The sequence below is a fragment of the Micromonospora sp. NBC_00330 genome, assembly GCF_036136635.1.
Lineage (GTDB): Bacteria > Actinomycetota > Actinomycetes > Mycobacteriales > Micromonosporaceae > Micromonospora > Micromonospora salmantinae.
Map to the genome: position 1 here is coordinate 4,298,502 of NZ_CP108012.1, position 22,320 is coordinate 4,320,821.

Sequence of the window (22,320 nt, forward strand, 5' to 3'; positions counted from 1 at the left end):
TTCGTGGATGTCGGACCGGCGGGGCACGATGGACCGGTGACCGGGGCAGACGCAGACGCCGGCGCGGTGCTCGCCGGGTTCGGCCCGGCCACCCGCGCCTGGTTCGACAACGCCTTCGCCGCCCCGACCGCCGCGCAGACCGGCGCCTGGCGGTCGGTCGCCGCCGGCCGCAACGCGCTCGTGGTGGCGCCCACCGGCTCGGGCAAGACGCTCGCGGCCTTCCTCTGGTCGCTGGACCGACTCGCCCGCGAGCCAGCACCGGCCGAGGCCCGCCAGCGGTGCCGCGTGCTCTACGTCAGCCCGCTCAAGGCCCTCGCCGTGGACGTGGAGCGCAACCTGCGCGCCCCGCTGGCCGGCATCCGGCAGGCGGCCACCCGGCTGGGCGTCGCACCGCCCGACATCACCGTCGGCATGCGCACCGGCGACACGCCCGCCGACGAGCGACGAGCCTTCGCCCGCACCCCACCCGACATCCTCATCACCACGCCCGAGTCGCTGTTCCTGCTGCTCACGTCCGCGGCTCGCGACTCGCTGCGCGGCGTCCAGACGGTGATCGTCGACGAGGTGCACGCGGTGGCCGGCAGCAAACGCGGCGCCCACCTGGCCCTCTCCCTCGAACGCCTCGACGAGCTGCTGCCCGCCCCGGCGCAGCGCATCGGCCTCTCGGCCACCGTCCGGCCGATCGACGCCTGCGCGCAGTTCCTCGGCGGCGCCCGCCCGGTCGACGTGGTGCAGCCGGCCACTCCGAAGACCATCGAGGTCAGCGTGCAGGTCCCGGTGGAGGACATGACCCGCCTGGACGAGCAGGAGCAGCCACCGGAGGACGATCTCGGCGGCCCCGGGCCACGTCGGGCGTCGATCTGGCCGGCCGTGGAGGAGCGGGTCTTCACCCTCATCGGGCAGCACCGCTCGACAATCGTCTTCACCAACTCCCGGCGCAGTGCCGAGCGCCTCTGTGCCCGGCTCAACGAGCTGGCCGCCGAGGCGGTGGCCGCATCCGCGTCGGGCGAGGGCGCGATCGGCGTACCGGAGGGGTTGCCGGCCGGCGACGACCCGGCGGGCGACGGTGACCCGGCGTCCGGCGCGCAGCGCTGGGGTGGCCCCGCCGGTCCGCTGCGCAACCGGCCGCCGGCCGAGGTGATGGCCCAGTCCGGCGCGGCCACCGGCGCGGCGCCCGTGATCGCTCGCGCCCACCACGGCAGCGTCTCCCGGGAGGAGCGCAAGCACATCGAGGAGGCGCTCAAGTCCGGTCAGCTCCCGGCGGTGGTGGCCACCTCCAGCCTGGAGCTCGGCATCGACATGGGCGCTGTCGACCTGGTGGTGCAGATCGAGGCGCCGCCCAGCGTGGCCGCCGGCCTGCAACGCGTCGGCCGGGCCGGCCACCAGGTGGGCGCGGTCTCGCGGGGAGTGGTCTTCCCCAAGCACCGCGGTGACCTGCTCTCCTGCGCGGTGGTCGCCGAGCGGATGACCGCCGGTGCCATCGAGGAGCTGCACTACCCGCGCAACCCACTGGACGTGCTGGCCCAGCAGATCGTCGCGATGGTGGCGCTGGAGCCGTGGCCGCTCGGCGACCTGGCCGTGCTGGTCCGCCGGGCCGCGCCCTTCGCCGAGCTGCCCGACTCGGCGCTGCACGCCGTGCTCGACATGCTCTCCGGCCGCTACCCGTCCACCGCCTTCGCCGAGCTGCGCCCCCGACTGATCTGGGACCGGGCCACCGACCTGCTCACCGGCCGCCAGGGAGCGCAACGCCTCGCGGTGACCAGCGGCGGAACGATCCCCGACCGGGGCCTGTTCGGGGTGTTCCTGGCCGGCGCCGAGCGTGCCGCCCGGGTCGGCGAGCTGGACGAGGAGATGGTCTACGAGTCCCGGGTCGGCGACGTCTTCCTGCTCGGCTCGTCCTCCTGGCGCATCGAGGAGATCACTCCGGACCGGGTGCTGGTCTCGCCCGCCCCGGGGCAGGCCGCGCGCATGCCGTTCTGGAAGGGCGACCAGTTGGGTCGGCCGGTGGAGCTGGGCCGGGCCATCGGCGCCCGGGTACGCACCCTGCTGCGCCAGACCGACGAGGCGGCCCTGGCCGCGCTGCGCGACGGCGGGCTGGACGACTGGGCCGCCGGCAACCTGATGGCCTACCTGCGCGAGCAGCGGGAGGCCACCCGCTCGCTGCCCGACGACCGCACGGTGGTGGTCGAGCGGTTCCGCGACGAGCTGGGTGACTGGCGGCTGGCCGTGCACAGCGTGCTCGGTGCCCGGGTCAACGGACCCTGGGCGCTCGCGGTGGGCCGCCGGCTGGCCGAGCGGTACGGGGTCGACGCCCAGGTCATGCCCTCCGACGACGGCATCGTGGTGCGACTTCCGGACACCGCCGACGAGCCTCCCGGCGCCGACGTGGTGGTCTTCGAGCCCGACGAGATCACCCAGCTCGTGGAGGAGTCGGTCGGCACCTCCGCCCTCTTCGCCGCCCGTTTCCGGGAGTGCGCCGCCCGCTCCCTGCTGCTGCCGCGCCGCGATCCGCGCCGCCGTCAACCGCTCTGGCAGCAACGGCAACGCGCCGCGCAACTGCTCGACGTCGCCCGCGAGTACGCGGACTTCCCGGTCACCCTGGAAGCTGCCCGGGAGTGCCTCCAGGACGTTTTCGACCAGCCGGCGCTGGCCGGGCTGATGCGCGACCTGGCCACCCGCAAGGTGCGGCTGGTCGAGGTGGAGACCAGCGCGCCGTCGCCGTTCGCGCGGTCGCTGCTCTTCGGCTACGTCGGCGCGTTCCTCTACGAGGGCGACGCCCCGCTGGCCGAGCGCCGCGCCGCCGCACTGGCCCTCGACTCCACGCTCCTCGGCGAGCTGCTCGGCCGGGTCGACCTGCGGGAGTTGCTCGACCCGGCGGTGCTCACCGAGACCGATCGGCAGCTGCGGTGGCTGACCGAGCAGCGCCGCCCCCGCGACGCCGAGGACGTCGTCGAGCTGCTGCGGGTGCTCGGTGACCTGAGCGACGCCGAGCTGGCCGAGCGGGGTGTGCCGGAGACGTGGCTCAGCGAGCTGGAGGCCACCCGCCGGGTGCTGCGGGTCCGGATCGCTGGCGAGCAGCGCTGGGTGGGCGTCGAGGACGCCGCCCGCCTGCGCGACGCCCTCGGCGTGGCGCTGCCGATGGGGGTGGCCGAGGCGTACCTCGCCCCGGTGGCCGACCCGCTCGGTGACCTGGTGGCCCGCTACGCCCGCACCCACGGGCCGTTCGCCGCGGCCAGTTGCGCGGCCCGCTTCGGGTTGGGCGTGTTCGTCGTCGAGCAGGCGCTGCGTCGGCTCGGCGCCACCGGGCGGGTGGTTTCCGGGGAGTTCACACCGGACTCGGCCGGCGCCCAGTGGTGCGACGCCGAGGTGCTGCGGATGCTGCGCCGCCGCTCGCTCGCCGCGCTGCGCCGGGAGATCGAGCCGGTGCCGCCCCGGGCGCTGGCGACGTTCCTGCCGCGCTGGCAGCAGGTCGGCTCGTCCGCCCGAGGTGTGGAGGCGCTCGCCGCCACTGTGGAGCAGTTGCAGGGCGCGGCGGTGCCGGCGTCCGCTCTGGAGCGGTTGGTGCTGCCCGCCCGGGTCGCGGACTACTCCCCCGCCCAGCTCGACGAACTGTGCGCCAGCGGGGAGGTGCTCTGGGCGGGGTCGGGCGCGATCTCCGGGGGCGACGGCTGGGTCACCCTGGCGTACGCGGACGCCGCGCCGCTGCTGCTCCCGCCGCCCGACGAGGCGTTGACCCGTACCCCGCTGCACGACGCGGTGCTCGACGCGCTCGGCGACGGGCAGGCGCTGTTCTTCCGCCCGCTGGCCGACCGGGTCGGCTCGACCGACGACGCCGCGTTGACCGGGGCGATCTGGGACCTGGTCTGGGCCGGCCACCTCAGCAACGACACCCTCGCCCCGCTGCGCGCGGTGCTCGGCGCCGGCGGCGCGCACCGCTCCCGGCCGTCCGCGCCCCGCACCCGTTACCGGCGGCCCGGTCGGGTGGCGCTGCCGACCCGGGGTGGCCCGCCGACCGTCGCCGGCCGCTGGTCGCGTCTCCCGGAGCGGGACCTCGACCCGACCCGGCGCGCCGCCGCGCTCGCCGACCTGCTGCTGGAGCGGCACGGGGTGGTCACCCGGGGCGCGGTGATGGCCGAGCAGGTGGTCGGCGGATTCTCGGCGGTCTACCCGGTGCTGTCGGCGTTGGAGGAGCGCGGCGCGGCCCGCCGGGGTTACTTCGTCGAAGGGCTCGGGGCGGCGCAGTTCGCCGTACCCGGTGCGGTGGACCGGCTGCGCGCGCTGGCCGAGCCGACCGACGGCGCCCGGGGTCGGGGCGCGGTGGCCACGGTGCTCGCCGCGACCGACCCGGCCAACCCGTACGGTGCGGCGCTGCCCTGGCCGGAACGGGTGATCGACTCCGGCGACGGCGCCACCCCGGCGACCGGGCACCGGGCCGGTCGCAAGGCGGGCGCCCTGGTGGTGCAGGTCGGCGGTGACCTCGTCCTCTACGTCGAACGCGGCGGCCGAACGCTGCTCTCCTTCACCGACGACACCGACACGCTCGCCGCGGCCGGCAAGGCGCTCGCCGACGCCGTCCACTCCGGGGCGTTGGGCGCGATGTCGGTGGAGCGGGCCGACGGCGAGGCGGTGCACTCGTCGCCGCTGCGGGACGCGTTGACCGCCGCCGGCTTCCGGGCCACCCCCCGCGGCCTGCGCCTGCGCGGCTGACGCCAGGGCCCCGCCGAGGGCAATCCGGCAGAGAGCCTGATGTCTGTGAGTCATCACGATGACTCACAGACATCACAGTCAAGAGAACGACATGCTTGGGCCACGCCGGCACGTCAGCGCAGGCCGTTGAGGACCTTCTCGTAGCGGGGCCGGTCGGCGGCCGGGGTCTTCGCCTCCAGGTAGTTCAGCACCACAGCGCCACGCCGGTACGACTGGCCACCCCAGGTCTCCGCGATGTCGCTGGCGCTGGTCTCGTCCGGGAAGACGTAGACGGTGACGGCGTCGGTGGCCATCAGCTCGGAACAGCCCAGGCCGAGGCCGTCCGGCCCACAGTCGACCGAGCGGTCCTTCGGGCGCGGCACCTTCAGGCCGGCGGCCCGGAAAGCGTCGACGACCTGCTTCGCGCCGGGCGCACTGGCCGGGCGCTTGGGCAGCACCACAGGCGGCGGGCTGGCCGGCCGCCGCTGCGTCGTGCCCTGTGCGGCGGCGGAGGGCGGGGTCGCGCCGTCGGCGCCGGGTGCGGCTTGGGGCGTCGGCAGACCGGTCGGGGCCGCCTCGGACGAGACGGACGGGGTCGCGGTCGGGCTGCCGTCGTCGTCACTGCCACAACCGGCGCTGAGGGCGACGGCGACCAGCAGGATTCCGACTGCGGGGAGGTTCCGAGTTGTCACCAGGGCAGTCTGCCCAACGTCCTCCGGCGGCGGGAGGGGCCGGTCGGCCAGTGCGCTGTCCCGTATCCGCCAGCACACCGCTGTTCTACTAGCCTGCGGGCATGTCCGCAGTGCCCTGGATCTCGCTGACCACCGACTACGGCCTCACCGACGGCTTCGTGGCCGCCTGCCACGGTGTCGTCGCCCGGATCGCGCCGGCCGCCCGGGTGATCGACGTGACCCATCTGGTGCCGCCGGCTGATGTCCGGCGCGGTGCCGCCGTGCTGGCGCAGACCGTGCCGTACCTGCCGGTGGGAGTGCACGTGGCGGTGGTCGACCCGGGCGTGGGCACCGCCCGACGGGGAGTCGCGCTGGCCACTCCGGGCGGGCTGGTGCGACTTCCGACGCCGACGGTGACCCGGGACGCCGAGGGCTTCACCGCCGAGGTGCTGACAGTGGACCACTTCGGCAACGTCCAACTGGCCGCGCCGGCCGAGTTGCTCGATCCGCTGCCGGCCACGCTCCGGGTGGGCCCGCCGGGGCCGGGGCCGGCCCTCGTGGCGGTGCACGGGCGGACCTTCGGCGACGCCCCGGCCGGTGGCCTGGTGGCGTACGTCGATTCGGCCGGTCTGGTCGCCGTCGCTGTCAACGGCGGGCGGGCCGCGGACCGCCTCGCGGCCTCCCCGGGGGACCTCCTGCGGGTATCGGGCTGATGTTCGACTGTGGAATGCTTCTCCGGTGGGTGAGCATGTGGTTCCTGTGGGCTGTCCCTGCTGTGCATCCCGAACCGGCGGGGGGACCTGCCCCGTCTGTTTCTGGACCGACGACGGCCAGACCGACGCCGACGCCGACGCTGTCCGGGGTGGCCCCAACGGCGACCTGAGCCTCACGCACGCCCGCCTCAACTACGCCGTCTACGGTGCCAGCCACCCGCGCTACCAGGACATGGTGCGCACGGCTCGCCCCGACGAGCGCCCCTGACGTTGTCGGGGCACCCGACGGGGTGAGCCTGGCTCAGCAGACCGGCACGCTTCCGCCGTACACGCCGGAGATGTACGCGTGGCTGACGTACTGGCCACTGGCCAGACGGTTCCAGCGGGTGGTGGTCCGGTAGGGGCCGGCGACCGACTGACCGGTGACGTAGCACTGGATCGGCACGTGGGCCAGCCGGGCGGCGAGGCCACGTGTCGCGTACGACGTGCTGGCCCCGGTGCGGATGTTGAGCGGCCCGTCACCGACCACGCCGCGCGGCCCGCCTCCGGTCCACAGGTAGGCGACGTCCACCCAGGCGTTGGTGGTGAGCCGCAACCCGTCCCAGAACGTGCCGTCGGCCAGGTCGATGCCGGCCGGGTTGAGCACGGTCCGCCCGAACTGGTCCCGTCCGCCGTTGTAGCCGGACTGGTACGCGGCCTGCGCCTCGGGCCGGCCCTGCGGCAGGTTCTTCCAGTTCTCCCGGACCGACGAAGGGTTCCAGTAGTCGTCGCGGGTGTTCCACGGCCCGACGTCCCAGACCGGGGCGTACTCGCAGCGGGAGCCGTTGGTGGTGCAGACCCGCACCGTGTAGTCGCCGGTGTTGAGCGGGGAGAGCCCTCGCCGCGACGGCAGCGCCGCGAAGTGGTCCCGGGGTTGCACGGTACGGCCGTTGGCGGTCAGCTCACCGACCAGCCCGATGCGGGTGGCGTACACCCGGTAGGTGCGGCCGGGCGTGGCGGCGGAGACGGCGGCGTTCGCGTCGGCGGTGAGCCGCACGCCCCGTACCGTCGCCGTGGCGCCGCCATCGGGGGCGGTGAGCACCACCCGGGTCTGCACCCGGGTGACCGGCCGGTCGAAGACCGCGCCGGTGGTGGCCGCCCGCCACTCCGTCCAGCCGGCGGCCCGCCAGCCGCGGACCTGCGCCTCCACTGTCGCCCCGGCCGGAACCGCGGCGTTGATCTCGGCACGGACCCGGGTGGCCGGCCGGGCGAGGGTGCGAGGAGCGGTCAGCAGCATCCCCTCGGCGACCGCGCTGTGCGGGCTGCGGGCGCCGCGCCCGTTGGACCGGGCCTCCCGCAGACGGAGGCCGGCGGCGGTACGCCGGACGTTGACATCGTCGCGGTCGACGGTGGTGAGGTCGGCGTTCCACAGTTCGCCGCCGGGTGCGGCGGCGACGAGGGTGATCGGAGCGCCGCTGGTTGCGGCCGGGGCAGGGCCGGTGGCGGGTAGCAGCGCCGCGGTGAGAAGGAGGGCGAGGGTGGCGATGAGGGCGACGGATGGGATACGACAATGGTGTCGCGTCATGGGCATTCTCCTCAGAACCCCCTGACCTTCGCATGTCAGGAGATCATGAGGAACCTGAGTACAAATAGCGACACATGCGAATCTTGCTCGAAAGAGGGAGGATGGCAGGGTGCCCGAAGGCGACACCGTCTGGAACACCGCGCGCGTGCTGCACCGCGCGCTGGCCGGCGCACGGATCACCGGCAGTGACTTCCGGGTGCCGCAACTGGCGACCACGGACCTCACCGACTGGACCGTCCGCGAGTCGGCCAGCCGGGGCAAGCACCTCCTGCTACGGCTCAACGCCCCCACCGAGGAGCGCTGGACCCTGCACTCCCACCTGCGGATGGACGGCGCCTGGCGGGCGTACGCCCCGGGGGAACGTTGGAGCGGCCGGCCCGCGCACCTGATCCGGGTGGTGCTGCGCAGCCCCGGCGCCGTCGCGGTCGGCTACCACCTGCACGACCTGACCCTGCTGCCGACCGCCGAGGAGGACCAACTGGTCGGCCACCTCGGCCCCGACCTGCTGGGCTCCGACTGGGACCCGGCCGAGGCGGTCCGTCGGCTCGCCGAGCACCCGGAGCAGACCATCGGCGAGGCGCTGCTCGACCAGCGCAACCTGGCCGGCGTGGGCAACCTCTACAAGTGCGAGGTGCTGTTCCTGCGGGGCGTGTCACCGTGGACCCCGGTCGGCGGAGTGCCCGACCTGCCGGGCCTGGTGGCCCTCGCACAGCGGCTGCTCGCCGCCAACCGGGGCCGGTGGACGCAGAGCAGCACCGGCTCACTGCACCGGGGGCAGACCAGCTACGTGTACGGCCGCCGCGCCCAGCCCTGCCGCCGCTGCGGCACCGCGATCCGCAAGGAGGAGCTGGACGAACGGGTCACCTACTGGTGCCCGGTCTGCCAGCCCGAGCGCCCGGGTCCGTCGTCATCCGGCTGACCAGGCTCTCGCCAGACGGGATCCATGGCAGAAACGGACGATTGGGTAATTCCTAACCGGCCGTCGGAGTCGCATGCTGCGGTTGAGCGCTCACCGACCGTCAGCAGAGTGCCGAGGTCCCCACGCCGGGGTGGCGGACCTCGCGCCCCGAACCGGGGAGAGTCATGGCGATGTTCCGCAGACTCCGCTCCACCTTCTTCGAGCGGACCACCAGCGACACCGACGCCGACGGCCGGGAGGCCTCCGTGCCGGCCCCGCGTGCCGCCGAGGAGGCCGTCGTCACGTCGAGCCTGGACCCGGCCGTCGTGCCCCGCTACTTCGGCCCGGTGCCGAACTTCGCCCACAGCCCCCGCCCGACCCGGGACCCCGACGGGCAGGTGGTGGCCGGGACCGGGCTGCGCAAGTTCGTCGACCCACTACCCCTCCCCGGCCAACCGGGCAACGGCGACCTCGGCAGCCACCTGCCGGTGGCGGTGCCGGACACCATCAGCTATCCGGGCTGCGACTACTACGAGATCGGCCTACAGGAGTACGCCCAGCGGCTGCACCGGGACCTTCCGGTCACCCGGCTGCGCGGCTACCGGCAACTCAACCTGGGCACCGACCCGGCCGGACACAACACTGTGGTGCCTCCGGAGCGTCAGTGGCACCTCGGGCCGATGATCCACGCCCGTCGGGGTCGACCGGTCCGGGTGAAGTTCATCAACCAGCTCCCCACCGGTCGGTCCGGCGAGCTGTTCCTGCCTGTCGACGACACCATCGAGGGGGCCGGCCTGGGCCCACTGGACGGACCGGCGCCGTACCCGCAGAACCGGGCCGTGCTGCACCTGGCCGGGGCGCAGACCGGCTGGACCAGCGCGGGCAACCCGGGGCAGTGGATCACCCCGGCCGGAGAGATCACCCCGTACCCGACCGGGCCCGGCCTGGCCCACGTGCCGGACATGCCGGCGCCCGGTGCCGGCGCCACCACGCTCTACTTCCCGAACGAGCAGAGCGGCCGGCTGCTGTGGTTCCACGACAACACCCTCGGCCTGGCCCGGCTCACCGTCTACGGCGGACAGCTCGCGCTCTACCTGCTCACCGACCCGGCCGAGGACCAGCTCGTCGCCGACGGGGTGCTGCCAGCCGACCAGGTGCCGTTGGTGATCGAGGACAAGACGTTCGTTCCGGACGACACCCAACTCGCCGCCGAGGACCCGACCTGGGACCGGGAACGCTGGGGCGCCCGCGGCAGCCTCTGGCACCCGCACGTCTACCAACCCCGGCAGAACCCGTACTCCTCCGGCGGACGCAACCCCACCGGCCGGTGGGACTACGGACCCTGGTCCCGCAGCTCCGCCCCGGACGACACCCGCGCCGACGGCTGGGTGCCGAACCCGTACCACGACCCGGTCGGCGCGCCGGACGAGCCGCCGCTGAGCCCCGGCGTACCGCACCCGTCGACCGTTCCCGAGGCGTACGGCGACACCCCGCTCGTCAACGGCGTCGCCTACCCGTACCTGGAGGTGCGGCCGCGCGCGTACCGGTTCCGAATCCTCAACGCCTGCCTGGACCGCAGCCTCAACCTCCAGCTCTACCGCGCCTGCTCCGACGCGGCGATGTGGACGGCCGACGGTGCGCTCGCCGACCCCGACGCCGGTGAGGTGCCGATGGTGCCCGCCGCGCGGGCGGCGGACCGTCCGGCGGGGTGGCCGACCGACGGACGCGACGGCGGTGTGCCGGACCCGCGCGCCGCCGGCCCGGAGTTCGTCCAGATCGGCAACGAGGCCGGCCTCCTGCCGGCGCCGGTGGTGCTGCCGAACCAACCGGTCGGCTACCGCTACGACCGGCTCGACCCGACAGTGCTGAACGTCGACGGACACACTGTGCTGCTCGCCCCGGGCGAACGGGCCGACGTGCTCGTCGACTTCTCCTCCGTGCCGCCGGGCAGCACGCTGATCCTGTACAACGACGCACCGGCCCCGCTGCCCGGGTTCGACAGTCGCTACGACCAGCACACCGACGCCCCGGACCGCAACGCCGAGGGCGGCCCGCCCCCTACCGAACCGGGGTACGGCCCGAACACCCGCACCGTGCTCCAGTTCCGGGTCACCGGGACGCCCGAGTCGCCGTACGACCTGGGCCGGCTGCGCGAGCGGCTGCCCCTGGCGTACGCGGCCAGCCAGCGCCCGCCGATCGTCCCGCAGCCCGCGTACGACCCGGCGTTCGGCACCCGGACCCCGGCGCAGACGACGGTGCCGGTGCACGCCACCACTGTGACGTTCACGCCGACGGCCGGCACTGGCCCGGTGACACTGCCGATCGCGGTGAAGGCCGCACAGCAGATCTTCGAGCCGGACCACGGCCGGTCGGCGGGCCGGCTCGGCGTTGGGCACCCACACGCCGGGCCGCTCAACCCGACGACGCTGCCGCTCGGTGCGACCGACCCGGTCACCGAGGTGCTCTTCGCCACCGACCCCGCCGTGCCGGTGGGCTCCCCCACCGACGGCACGCAGCTCTGGCGGATCAGCGGCGACGTCCGACAGACCGAGCCGTTGCACGTCGCCGGCTGCGACGTGCAGGTGATCAACCGGGTTGGCTGGGACGGCACGCTGCGACTCCCGCACGGCACGGAGCTGGGCTGGAAGGGGATCATCCGGGTCAACCCCCGGGAGGACGTGGTCGTGGCGCTGCGTCCGGTCGCGCCGGCGCTGCCGTTCAAGCTGGGGGACAGCGTCCGGCTGCTCGACCCCTGTCGCCCGGCCGGAGCGCGGACCGGGTGGACGCCGGTCAGCCCGATCGACGGGCGACCGGCCACCGTGGTCAACCAACTGGTCAACCTGGGCTGGGAGTACCGCTGGCACAGTCAGCTCGCCGGCCACCGCGACGGCGGGATGAGCCGACCGCTGGTGCTGCGGGTGGCGCCGAAGGCGCCGACCGGGCTGACCGCCACACCGGTGCCCGGCTCGGCCACTGCGCTACCCGCGATCGCGCTGGCCTGGACCAGCAACGGCGGACGGCCGCCCGCCACCAGCCACCTGCTGCAACGCTCCACCGACGCGACATTCGGCGGCGAGGTCACCACGATCACCGTCGCGGCCGCCGCCTCCCGCTACATCGACGCGACAGTCACCCCGGGGGTGACCTACCACTACCGGATCCGGGCGGAGAACGCGGTCAGCTACTCGTCCTGGTCGAACGGGGTACCCGCCTCGGTGCACCTGGCCGCACCGAGCGGTCTGGTCGCGACGCTCCCACCGGCCGCGCCGCTGCGCGTGGCGCTGCGCTGGACGAACCGTTCGTTCGCCACCGGCATCGACGTGCAGCGGGCCACCAACCCGACGTTCACCAGCGGCCCGGGCACCACGGCGATCGGGGTCGGCGACAACCATCTGGACGCGGCAGTGGCACCGGACACCACGTACTACTACCGGGTGCGGACCACCTACCTGGGCTCCGCCTCGGCGTGGTCGACGGTCGCCACCGTGACCTCGCCACCCGCGCCGGGAACCCCCAGCGGGGTGAGCGCCACCGCCAACGCACCGGGGCCGGACACCGCGACGGTGATCCTGGCCTGGGAGGCGAGCACACCCGGCGGTCCGGGGTCCGGGTTCATCGTGCAGCGGGCACTCGACCCGGCCTTCGAGCAGGAGACGGCCACCTTCACTGTCACCGGCCGCGGCTTCACCAACACGGGCTTGGCCCGGGGCGTGACCTACCACTACCGGATCCGGTCGTTCAACGTCGTGGGCACCTCGCCGTACACCGGCCCGGTCCTGGTGACGACACCACAGTGACCGGCCCGGGGTCCACGCGCCGTCGCGGCGCGTGCGCCGTCGGCGCGGTCTCTCGCGGCGTGCGCCGTCAGCGCGTCGGCGCGCGCAGCGGGGTGCCGACGGCCCGCAGCTCGGCAAGCGCTCCGGCGACCCCGTGCAGCAGGTCGGTCGCCTCGGTGAGCCGGTCGGCGGCCGGGTGGGCGGTCTCCGGTCGGGAGTCCTCGGCCAGGTAGCCGGCGGCGGCGACCACCAGCCGTTCGTACGCCGCCACCCCGCCCTCCAGTTGAGCGGTCAGCGCGGCGTGCGCCTCGGCCAGCGGGGGCCGGGCGTCGGCCGGGGCCAGCCGCAGCGCTCGTTCGACGCTGGCCACCCGCGCGGCCAGGTCGCGCAGCGACCGGTCGGCGGCGGCGGCCTCCTGCACCGCCGGCTCGGCCAGCCCGGTGAGCCGGGGGGCCATCCCGGCCAGGGTGAGTGCCGCCCGGTCCAGTCGGGCCCACTGCTCTCCGGCGCTGGTGCCGCGCAGCGCGATCCGGGAGCGGACCCGGCGCACCTCGGCCAGCACGCCCGGGCCGACCGGCAGCCGCTCGACGGCGGCGATCAATCGGGCCCGCGACCGGGCCGCCGCCTCGGCCGGGTCGAGCGCGGGGGGCGCCGGCTGGGCGGCCAGGGCGCGCACGTCGATCCAGCGCCAGGCGGCGAGCGCCACCGCGCTGCCCGCGGCGCCGGCCCAGGCCGCGTCGGGCAGACCGAGGCCGGCGTACGGAGTCAGCACCACCGCCGCGCCGCCGAGCCCACCGGCCAGCACGCTCCACCGTCGGGCCGACCGGCGAAGCCGACCCAGCCTCCGGAAGTACCGTGTCCGCTCGTCTGCCACAGCGCCCCCTCGATCCGGTCGTTCAGCCGGCGGCGGTCGGGTCGCCGGTGCCCCGCTCGCGAGCCATGCTGGCGCGCAGCTCGTCCAGCCGGGCGGCGGCCGTCGGGTCGTTGGCCGGGCCGGTCTTCTCGGCCTGCGGCACGGCCGGTCGCTGGGCCGCGCCGCCGAGCTGCTCCCCGGCCATGCTGGACCGGATCTGCTCCAGCCGGGCGGAGCCGGCCGAGTCGATGGTGGCCTTCTGAATTTCCAACACACGGCCCTCGACGGAGTTGCCGGCCAGTTCGGCGCGACCCATCGCGTTGGCGTACCGCCGCTCGATGCGGTCGCGCACCTCGTCCAGCGACGGGGTGTTCGTGGGCGCGGTCAGCGACGACATCGACTCCAGCGAGCGGGCCACCGTCTCCTGCATCTTGGCCTGCTCCAGCTGGCTGAGCAGCTTGGTGCGCTCGGCGAGCTTCTGCTGGAGGATCATCGAGTTGTTCTCTACCGCTCGGCGGGCCTGGGCGGCGGCGCCCAGCGCCTGGTCGTGCAGGGTCTTCAGGTCCTCGGTGGCCTGCTCGGCGGAGACGAGCTGGCTGGCCAGTGTCTGCGCGGACTGCTCGAACCGCACCGCCTCGGCCTCGTCGCCCTTGGCGCGGGCCTGGTCGGAGAGCACCAGGGCCTGCCGGGCGTTGCCCTGCAACCGCTCGACCTCGGTCATCTGCCGAGACAGCTTCATCTCCAGCTGACGCTGGTTGCCGATCACCGCGGCAGCCTGCTGAACAAGCGCCTGGTGCTGCCGCTGGGCATCCTCGATGGCCTGCTGGATCTGCACCTTGGGATCGGCGTGCTCGTCGATCTTCGCACCGAAGAGCGCCATCAGGTAGTTCCAACCCTTGACGAACGGGTTCGCCATCTCCGTGGTATCCCCTCAGTAGCGTCGCTCCACCACGGCCGGGCCGGCTTTGACCGACCGACCGTGACCGGCCGGTCTCCATCGTCCCAGCCGAACGCCAATGAGGCATCCGTACCGGGCGGTCGACAGCACCGGCGGCTCCTGCGAGCAACCCTACGCGGCCGGGGCCAGCCCGCCCATGGTCAACTGGATCGGCGGCTCAGGCCGCGCAGACCACGTCCCGGTCGCGCTCGGTCGGGCGGACCCGGGTGCTGCGCAGGGTGGCCTTGAGCGGCGAGTCCTGGCGGACCGAGACAGCGACCTTGCCGTCGGAGGTGACCTGACGGACACCCCGATTGGTGTTCTTGGCTGCGGCGTCGGCCGGCTCGTCCTGCATCGAGACGAGCACCCCGGGCATCTGCTCGGCGAGCGCCACGGTGTCGCTCACCTCACGCAGCAGCTCGGAGAGGCGGGCACCGAGGGCGTCGCAGATCGCGGCGAGCAGCTCGCTCGACGGTTCCTTGTGCCCGCGCTCAATCTCGGAGAGGTAGCCGAGGCTGACGTTGGCGGCGGTGGAGACCTCACGCAGCGTGCGCTGCTGGCCCTGCCGACGCGCTCGCAGTGCGTCACCGATCACCCGGCGTAGCAGGATCATCGCACCTCCCCCTGAGGGATACCTCGCGCCCGCCGCTGGGCGGCCGGCCGCGGCGGACCGCGCCGACCCCGAACGTCGGAGCCTTCCCGCAACCGTACCCGTTGCGGGCCCGGGCGACATCCCGCCCCGCCCGTCGGTTCGTCGGGACGGGCTTCCCGCGCGCGCCACCGCCCGTGTCCGCCCCGTCCCGGGCGGCCCCGGCCGCGGTTCCGGCCTCGGGTCCCGACCGCCGTGCCCGGCCGCTTGCGTGGTGCCGGCCTGCGTGGTTCTGACCTTGGTGTTCACGGTGTCGCGGCGACCAGCCGCTCGGCGAGCAGCCGCAGCGCCTCGACCACCGCCTCCGCTCGGACATGGTCCCGCCCGCTGCCCAGGTCGAGCTGGCGAACCTCACTGCCGTTCGGGCCGGCGACCGCGACGTAGACCAGGCCGACGGGTTTCCCGTCCTGTGGCTCCGGGCCGGCGACCCCCGTGGTGGCCAGCCCCCAGTCCGCGCCGCACCGCTGCCGGCCGCCCTCGGCGAGCGCCGCCGCCACCTCCGGGTCCACCGGCCCTCGCTCGGACAGCAGGTCGTCCGGTACGCCAGCCAGGGTCGCCTTCAGCTCGGTGGCGTAGACCACAAGACCACCCCGGTAGACCCCGCTGACCCCGGCGATGTTCACTATCGAAGCGGCGAGCGACCCACCGGTGAGCGATTCGACAGTGGCCAGGGTTTCGTGCCGTTCGGCCAGCCGGTGCACGACCGCCGCCGCCGCACTGCCCACCTCGGCACCGTCCACCTCAGCGCCATTCACCCCGGCACCACTCGCCCCGCCACCGTTCACCGACACCCCAGCCTCCGTCGCACGAACCAGTTCTTCCCCACCCACCAATCCCCCACCCACCACTCCCCAACCCCACTACCCCAACTCCGACCCGATCGCGTCCGACCCAACCGCGGCGATCATGGAGTTGGCGTCACGACACGCCGTCCCGACCGGCGACAACTCCATGATCAACAGGACGGGGCCCAGGGACCCGTGGGGGTGGGTTAGCGAGGGCGGCGGAGGCGGAGGGCTTGGGCTATGTAGTCGAAGCCGGTGGCGACAGTGACCAGGACGGCGGCGGCCATGATCCAGGGGCCGACGGTGGCGAGCGCGGCCGGCATCGGCCAGAGGTACCAGGCGATGGCGAGGATCTGGAGCGCGGTCTTGACCTTGCCACCTCGGCTGGCGGCGATGACGCCGTGCCGGATCACCCAGAACCGCAGCCCGGTGATGCCCAGCTCGCGGACGAGGATCAGCGCGGTCACCCACCAGGGCAGTTGGTCGTACCAGGAGAGCAGCACCAGCGCCGCGCCGGTCAGCGCCTTGTCGGCGATCGGGTCGGCCACCTTGCCCACCGAGGTGACCAGCCCGAAACGGCGGGCGATCCAGCCGTCCACCAGGTCGGTCGCCGAGGCCACCGCGAAGATCAGGCAGGCCGCCATCCGCCAACCGGAGTGGGTCATCCCCGACATGATCACCGAGGCGGCGAAGACCGGCACCAGCACCAGCCGCAGGGCGGTCAACGCGTTGGCCGCGTTGACGACGGGCACCACGGCCACCACCCGGCCCGGCGTCGACTCCGTCGCCCCGGTCACCGCCGCACTCCGCTCGGGCCGCCGTGGCGTTCCCGGCACCGCACCACCTGGGTCCCCCGCTCCGCTCGGGCCCGCCGTCACCGTGCCGCGCCGGGCGCCGCCGAGATCATCTCATCCGGCACAGCGAGCAGGTCCACCCCTTCGGTGCCGGTCACCGTTGCGCGTACCAGATCGCCCGGGCGCAGCGCGGCCAGGTCGACGCCACCCTCGGCCGGGGCGACCAGGGTGGTGGAACCGTCCACCTCCGGCGCCTGGTGGGCCGCCCGGCCCTCCACCACGCCGTCCTCGGTCGAGTCGACAAGCACCTCGACTGTCGAGCCGAGCCGGTCTTCGGCCCGCTGCGAGCAGAGCTCGTCGGCGAGGGCGCTGAGCCGGTCGTAGCGCCGCTTGATCGTCGCGGCGGAAACCTTGCCGGGCAGGCCGGCGGCCTCGGTGCCGTCCTCGTCGCTGTAGTCGAACATGCCGATCGCGTCGAGCCGGGCCTCGGTCAGGAACCGGACCAGCTCGTCGACGTCGGCGCGGGTCTCGCCGGGGAAACCGACGATGAAGTTGCTCCGGGCGCCCGCGTCCGGGGCCAGGGCGCGGGCACTCGCCAGCAGCTCCAGGAACCGGTCGGTGGAGCCGAAACGCCGCATCCGACGCAGCACCGGCTCGCTGGAGTGCTGGAACGACAGGTCGAAGTACGGTGCCACGCCCGGGGTGGTGGCGATCGCCTCGACCAGCCCGGGCCGGGTCTCGGCCGGCTGAAGGTAGCTGGCCCGCACCCGGACGATGCCGCTCACCGCGGCGAGCTGCGGCAGCAGCTTCTCCAGGGCGCGCGGGTCACCCAGGTCCTTGCCGTACGAGGTGGAGTTCTCGCTGACCAGCACCAGCTCCCGTACGCCGGTCTTGGCCAGCCACTCCGCCTCGGCGAGCAGCTCGTCCGGGGTACGCGAGACGAAGGCCCCCCGGAAGGCCGGGATGGCACAGAACGCGCAGCGGCGGTCGCAGCCGCTGGCCAGCTTCAGCGAGGCCACCGGGCCGGTGTCGAGCCGCCGACGCAGCACCTGGCGCAGATGCGCCGGGGTGTGCTCGTCGGTGTCGACGACGGTGCGGGTCACGGTGCCGTGGCCGGGAAGCGACACACCGCTGTCGCGGCGCTGCACCGGGGTCAGCGGCAGCAGCTCGCGCCGGTCCCGTGGGGTGTGCGCGGTGATCTGCTCGCCGGCGACGACGGCGTTCAGTCGGGCGGCGATGTCGGGGTAGTCGTCGAAGCTCAGCACCGCCTGGGCCTCGGGCAGGCTGTCGGCCAACTCCCGGCCGTACCGCTCGGCCATGCAGCCCGCGGCGACCACCTTGGCGCCCGTTCCGGCGGCGGCGAGCAGGGTCTGGATCGAGTCCTGCTTGGCCTTCTCCACGAAACCGCAGGTGTTGACGACCACCACGTCGGCGCCCTCGCCGTCGGTGGTCACCTGCCAGCCGTCGGCGTGCAGGCGGGCGGCCAGCTCCTCCGAGTCGACCTCGTTGCGGGCACAGCCCAGGGTCAGCAGGGCGACGCGACGGCCCTCGGCGTGGTCAGCGGGAGAAGGAGAGGTGGCAGACACCATCCGAGGGTACCGGGCCGGTCGGGTAAGCCCGCGCACGCGGGCTGCGGAGACGGTCGACACGGAGGCGAACGTCATTCCGTCAGCGCGCCTCGGCGCCGACCCGGGTGAGCGCGTCGAGCAGGAACACCTCGGTGCCGGCCAGGCCGGTGGAGCAGAAGACGGAGATCTGGTCCGCGGTGGTCCGGCCGGGAACCGCGCCGGCCAGGATGCCGCCCAGGTCGCGCAGCCGCCCGGCGTACGGGGGTGTGGCCGCGAGCATCGGCGGCTGGTAGTCCGCCGCCTGGGCCGGCGAATCGGTGACCAGCAGGTCGGCGGCGTCCAGCAGGTCGGTGCCGAACTCGCTGCGGTCGCGCTGCTTGAAACCGACAGCGTTGACATGTGTGCCGGGGCTGAGGTCGGCGGCGCAGAGCACCGGTGTCGGGCTGGTGGTCGCCAACACCACCAGGTCCCGCCCGGCGACGGCCGAGCCCGGGTCGGCCACCGCACGGGCCGGCACGCCCAGTTCGGCACGGACCCGGGCGGCGAAGGCCTCCCGGCGGGCGGCGGAGCGGCTGTGCACCACCACCTCGCGCAACGGGCGGACCGCGGCGGTGGCCCAGACCTGGGTCCAGGCCTGTCGGCCGGAGCCGATCACCCCGAGGGTGGTGGCGTCGGGACGCGCCAGCGCGTCGACAGCGAGGCCCCCCAACCCTCCGGTACGACGGGAGCCCAACTCCTCGCCGACCGCGACGGCCCGGATCGCCCCGGTGCGGGCGTCGTGCAGCACCACCAACTGCTCGCCCTGCGGGTGACCGAAGGTGTCGTACGAGCGGAAGCCGTACCACTCGCCGACCAGGTGCCCGGCGGTGAGCACCATCCGCCCGCCGCTCAGCGGTGCGGCGGCCCGGGGCGGGGCGACCAGCCGTCCCTCGTACGCGGCCAGGAGGGCGGCGCGCATGGCGTCGACAGTGGTGGCGGCGTCCAGCACGGCGGCGACCTCGGGGTCGGCGTAGAGCATGGTCATGGTGGCGATACTGCACGTTGAAGTCAGGTAGAGGTCAACGGACCGTGGTGGTGGTCACCGCCCCGCCACCGGGGTCGGTGCTAGCGTCGGCTCCGGCGGCCGGATGCTCGTGGCCGCTCCGGACGAGTGGTGGGCGTACCCGGTCAGGCCAAGACGCCCCGCGTGACGTGCAGACTCGACTCGTCCCGGCGCGACAGCCCGGGCACTTCCGGTGAGGTGAACGATGGCCTGGCTCGTACTGGTGATCTCGGGGCTGTTGGAGACGGCCTGGGCGATCGCCCTGGACCGTAGCGCCGGTTTCAGCCGGCTGGTGCCGTCCGTGGTGTTCGTGGTGACCCTTCTGCTGAGCATGGCCGGGCTGTCGTACGCGCTCCGGGACATCCCCGTCGGCACCGGCTACGCGGTCTGGGTCGGCATCGGCGCGGTCGGCACCGCGCTGGTCGGGATGCTGGCGCTCGGCGAGTCGGCGAGCCTGCCCCGGATCCTCTGCCTCCTGCTGGTGGTCGCCGGCGTGATCGGTCTCAAGATCTTCCACTGAGGCGCGCCGTCGGCAGGCGTGACCAGCGCCCACAGTGGGTAGTGATCGATCCGTCACGACAGGCTCTCACCCGGAGGAAGACATGGCCGACATGCCGAGCACCGCCCGCCCCCGCAGCAACGCCGCCCGCATCCTCACCATCGTGGGCTTCGTCTTCGCGGTCCTGGCCCTGCTGCTCAACCCGATCATCTTCGGCGTGCTCGGCGTCATCGCGGGCGTCGTCGGGGCGGTGCTCGGTGACAAGCCGCTGGGTTGGTACGCCGCCGCGGCCAGCGTCGTCGCCGCGATCATCAGCCTGGTGATCATCGGCGCGCTGATCAACAACTGACCACTCCCCCATCACGGGCCCGCCGGATTCCGGCGGGCCCGTCGTGCGTCCGGGGTCGACCGTCGGTCAGTCCACGTCGCCGCGCAGGCCGCTCAGGACCTCGTCCAGCTCGTCCGGCTTGACCAGCACGTCGCGCGCCTTCGACCCCTCGGACGGCCCGACCACTCCCCGGGTCTCCATCAGGTCCATCAGGCGGCCCGCCTTCGCGAAACCGACCCGCAGCTTGCGTTGCAGCATCGAGGTCGAGCCGAACTGCGAGGTGACCACCAGCTCCACCGCCTGCACCAACAGGTCCAGGTCGTCGCCGATGTCCTCGTCGATCTTCTTCTTGTTCTCCTGAGCCGGGGCCAGCACGTCCTTGCGGAACTCCGGCTCACGCTGGTCCTTGCAGAACTTCACCACGTCGGCGATCTCGCGCTCGGTGACCCAGGCGCCCTGGATCCGGACCGGCTTGGAGGCGCCCATCGGCAGGAAGAGCCCGTCACCACGGCCGAGCAGCTTCTCCGCGCCCGGTTGGTCGAGGATGACGCGGGAATCCGCTAGCGACGAGGTGGCGAACGCCAGCCGGGACGGCACGTTGGCCTTGATCAGACCGGTCACCACGTCGACCGAGGGGCGCTGGGTCGCCAGCACCAGGTGGATTCCGGCGGCCCGGGCCAACTGGGTGATCCGGACGACCGAGTCCTCCACGTCGCGCGGCGCGACCATCATCAGGTCGGCCAGCTCGTCCACGATCACCAACAGGTACGGGTACGGACGCATCTCGCGCTCGCTGCCCGGCGGGGCCTTGATCTCGCCGTTGCGGACCTTGCGGTTGAAGTCGTCGATGTGCCGGACCCCGTTGGCGGCGAGGTCGTCATAGCGCATGTCCATCTCGCGGACCACCCAGTCCAGCGAGTCGGCAGCCTTCTTCGCGTTTGTCACGATCGGGGTGACCAGGTGCGGAATGCCCTCGTAGCCGGTCATCTCGACCCGCTTCGGGTCGATCAGCAGCAGCCGCACCTCGTCCGGGGTGGCCCGGGTGAGGATGGACACCAGCAGGGTGTTGAGGCAGCTCGACTTGCCCGCGCCGGTGGCACCGGCGATCAGGATGTGCGGCATCTTGGCGAGGTTGGCCACCACGTAGCCGCCCTCGATGTCCTTGCCGAGCGCCACGACCATCGGGTGGTGATCGCTGGTCGCCGCGCGCGAGCGCAGCACGTCGCCGAGGGCCACGTTCTCCGGATCGGCGTTCGGGATCTCCACGCCGACGGCGCTCTTGCCCGGGATCGGACTGAGGATCCGTACGTCAGGTGACTTCACCGCGTACGCGATGTTGCGGGACAGCTGGGTGATCCGCTCGACCTTGACGCCGTGCCCCAGCTCCACCTCGTAGCGGGTGACGGTCGGGCCCCGGGTGAAGCCGGTGACGGCGGCGTCCACATCGAACTGGTCGAACACGCCGGTCAGCGCGGCGATCACCTCGTCGTTGGCCTTGCTGCGGGTCTTCGCGGCGGCCCCGGCGCTGAGCATGTTGGCCGGCGGCAGGGTGTAGTCCCCGGACAGCCCGGTCAACGCGAGCTGCTCGGCCCGGGTCGGGGCGGGCGAGTGCTCCGGCGGCTCGACCGACGGCTTGCGGCTCGCCGGCACCTTCGCCGGAGACTTGCGCGGCAGCACCATGGTCTCCTGGAGGTCCGCGCCGTCCAGGTCCTCGAAGTCGTCCGGGTCCAGTGGTGCGGGCATCCGCTTCGCCGGTCGCTTGCGCGTCGGCTTGGCGGCCACCTCGTCCGCCTCCTCGTCCGTCTCCGGTGCGCCGACCAGCCCACCGGCGAGCAGGCCCAGCCGCTCCGGGATCTTGTTGATCGGCGTCGCGGTCACCACGAGCAGTCCGAAGAGCAGCAGCAGGATGAGCAGCGGCACCGCCACCCAGGCGGTGACCGCCCGCTCCAGCAGCCCACCGACGCCCGCGCCGACCAGACCGCCGGCGAAGTCACGCGCCAGCGGGTCGGCCGGGTCCTGACCGATCTGGAGCAGTGCGGCGGTCGACACCAGCAGCGAACCCCAGCCGATCAACCCACGGCCCCGGTGCTCCGGATCGGCCGGCTGACGCATCAGCCGCCACGCCCCGATCATCAGCAGCACCGGTACGACAACCGAGATCGCGCCCAGGAACAGCCGGATCGTGTCGGCCAGTCGCGCCCCCACCGGCCCCGCTCCGGACAGCCAGAGCGCCACGGCGCTGAGCAGGGCGAGCCCGAACATGAGCAGCCCGGCACCGTCGCGGCGGTGCTCCGGGTCGAGGTCGCGGGCCGACGCGGCCTGCCGGCCAGCGGCGCGCACCGCCCAGCCCATCCCGTGCGCCAGCCCCATCCACAGTGCACCGACCGCACGGCCTACGTAGACCGCCGGGCCGGGCCGGGACGGCGTGGTGCGACGTCGGACCGGCGCCCGGGTGGTCTTCTTCGCCGGTTGACGGGCACGACTGTTGGTGCCACCGCGCGGCGACGCGCCGCGCCGCCGGCTCGCCTGAGAGGTACGGCCCGCCATAGAGTCACGG

General features: G+C 73.7%; 17 protein-coding genes and 1 riboswitch. Of the genes, 7 read left to right on the forward strand and 10 right to left on the reverse strand.

Annotated elements, in window-relative coordinates:
* The first annotated feature begins 36 nt into the window (after positions 1 to 36).
* Positions 37 to 4,707, forward strand: a complete 4,671-nt coding sequence (locus OG598_RS19330) for an Lhr family helicase (protein WP_328650470.1) — start codon at positions 37 to 39, stop codon at positions 4,705 to 4,707.
* 113 nt (positions 4,708 to 4,820) lie between these two features.
* Here OG598_RS19330 and OG598_RS19335 read toward each other — a convergent pair whose 3' ends face one another.
* Positions 4,821 to 5,378, reverse strand: coding sequence for a hypothetical protein (locus OG598_RS19335; protein WP_328650471.1), 558 nt, complete (start codon positions 5,376 to 5,378; stop codon positions 4,821 to 4,823).
* 101 nt (positions 5,379 to 5,479) lie between these two features.
* Between OG598_RS19335 and OG598_RS19340 the strand changes: the two genes are divergently transcribed.
* Entirely contained in the window at positions 5,480 to 6,070 is a 591-nt protein-coding gene (locus OG598_RS19340; RefSeq protein WP_328650472.1) for an SAM hydrolase/SAM-dependent halogenase family protein, read from the forward strand.
* A gap of 25 nt (positions 6,071 to 6,095) precedes the next feature.
* Entirely contained in the window at positions 6,096 to 6,338 is a 243-nt protein-coding gene (locus OG598_RS19345) for a CPCC family cysteine-rich protein (protein ID WP_238671784.1), read from the forward strand.
* Between the two features lie 33 nt (positions 6,339 to 6,371).
* Here OG598_RS19345 and OG598_RS19350 read toward each other — a convergent pair whose 3' ends face one another.
* Entirely contained in the window at positions 6,372 to 7,634 is a 1,263-nt protein-coding gene (locus OG598_RS19350; protein WP_328650473.1) for a hypothetical protein, read from the reverse strand.
* Between the two features lie 109 nt (positions 7,635 to 7,743).
* On the opposite strand from OG598_RS19350, the gene OG598_RS19355 reads away from it, so the two are divergent.
* Both OG598_RS19355 and OG598_RS19360 read left to right on the forward strand, forming a co-directional pair.
* Positions 7,744 to 8,553, forward strand: coding sequence for a DNA-formamidopyrimidine glycosylase family protein (locus OG598_RS19355; RefSeq protein WP_328650474.1), 810 nt, complete (start codon positions 7,744 to 7,746; stop codon positions 8,551 to 8,553).
* Between the two features lie 164 nt (positions 8,554 to 8,717).
* Positions 8,718 to 12,329: a hypothetical protein gene (locus OG598_RS19360; protein WP_328650475.1), complete on the forward strand. Its 3,612-nt coding sequence runs from the start codon at positions 8,718 to 8,720 to the stop codon at positions 12,327 to 12,329.
* 67 nt (positions 12,330 to 12,396) lie between these two features.
* On the opposite strand, the gene pspM is transcribed toward OG598_RS19360, so the two are convergent.
* The 7 genes from pspM to OG598_RS19395 all read right to left on the reverse strand — a co-directional run bounded on the left by pspM (position 12,397) and on the right by OG598_RS19395 (position 18,918).
* Entirely contained in the window at positions 12,397 to 13,182 is a 786-nt protein-coding gene (gene pspM / locus OG598_RS19365) for a phage shock envelope stress response protein PspM (protein ID WP_328650476.1), read from the reverse strand.
* A 22-nt stretch (positions 13,183 to 13,204) separates the two neighbouring features.
* Positions 13,205 to 14,077, reverse strand: coding sequence for a PspA/IM30 family protein (locus tag OG598_RS19370; protein WP_328650477.1), 873 nt, complete (start codon positions 14,075 to 14,077; stop codon positions 13,205 to 13,207).
* Between the two features lie 199 nt (positions 14,078 to 14,276).
* Entirely contained in the window at positions 14,277 to 14,711 is a 435-nt protein-coding gene (locus OG598_RS19375) for a helix-turn-helix domain-containing protein (RefSeq protein ID WP_328650478.1), read from the reverse strand.
* Between the two features lie 281 nt (positions 14,712 to 14,992).
* Entirely contained in the window at positions 14,993 to 15,502 is a 510-nt protein-coding gene (locus tag OG598_RS19380; protein WP_328655377.1) for a CinA family protein, read from the reverse strand.
* Positions 15,503 to 15,738: 236 nt separating this feature from the next.
* The gene (pgsA, locus tag OG598_RS19385; RefSeq protein WP_328650479.1) at positions 15,739 to 16,329 is read right to left on the reverse strand and encodes a CDP-diacylglycerol--glycerol-3-phosphate 3-phosphatidyltransferase; all 591 of its coding nucleotides are present in this window, start codon (positions 16,327 to 16,329) and stop codon (positions 15,739 to 15,741) included.
* A 77-nt stretch (positions 16,330 to 16,406) separates the two neighbouring features.
* A complete protein-coding gene (gene rimO, locus OG598_RS19390) occupies positions 16,407 to 17,915 on the reverse strand; it encodes a 30S ribosomal protein S12 methylthiotransferase RimO (protein ID WP_328650480.1) in 1,509 nt (502 codons plus the stop codon).
* A gap of 79 nt (positions 17,916 to 17,994) precedes the next feature.
* Positions 17,995 to 18,918, reverse strand: a complete 924-nt coding sequence (locus OG598_RS19395) for an ornithine cyclodeaminase family protein (RefSeq protein ID WP_328650481.1) — start codon at positions 18,916 to 18,918, stop codon at positions 17,995 to 17,997.
* 92 nt (positions 18,919 to 19,010) lie between these two features.
* A riboswitch (guanidine-III (ykkC-III) riboswitch) is annotated at positions 19,011 to 19,081 on the forward strand.
* A gap of 60 nt (positions 19,082 to 19,141) precedes the next feature.
* On the opposite strand from OG598_RS19395, the gene sugE reads away from it, so the two are divergent.
* Together sugE and OG598_RS19405 are read left to right on the forward strand one after the other, a co-directional pair.
* A complete protein-coding gene (gene sugE / locus OG598_RS19400) occupies positions 19,142 to 19,456 on the forward strand; it encodes a quaternary ammonium compound efflux SMR transporter SugE (RefSeq protein ID WP_112586602.1) in 315 nt (104 codons plus the stop codon).
* Between the two features lie 82 nt (positions 19,457 to 19,538).
* The gene (locus OG598_RS19405) at positions 19,539 to 19,784 is read left to right on the forward strand and encodes a hypothetical protein (protein WP_238659633.1); all 246 of its coding nucleotides are present in this window, start codon (positions 19,539 to 19,541) and stop codon (positions 19,782 to 19,784) included.
* A gap of 66 nt (positions 19,785 to 19,850) precedes the next feature.
* Here the strand turns inward: OG598_RS19405 and OG598_RS19410 are convergent, their stop codons facing one another.
* A complete protein-coding gene (locus OG598_RS19410; RefSeq protein WP_328650482.1) occupies positions 19,851 to 22,310 on the reverse strand; it encodes an FtsK/SpoIIIE family DNA translocase in 2,460 nt (819 codons plus the stop codon).
* Positions 22,311 to 22,320 lie beyond the last annotated feature (10 nt).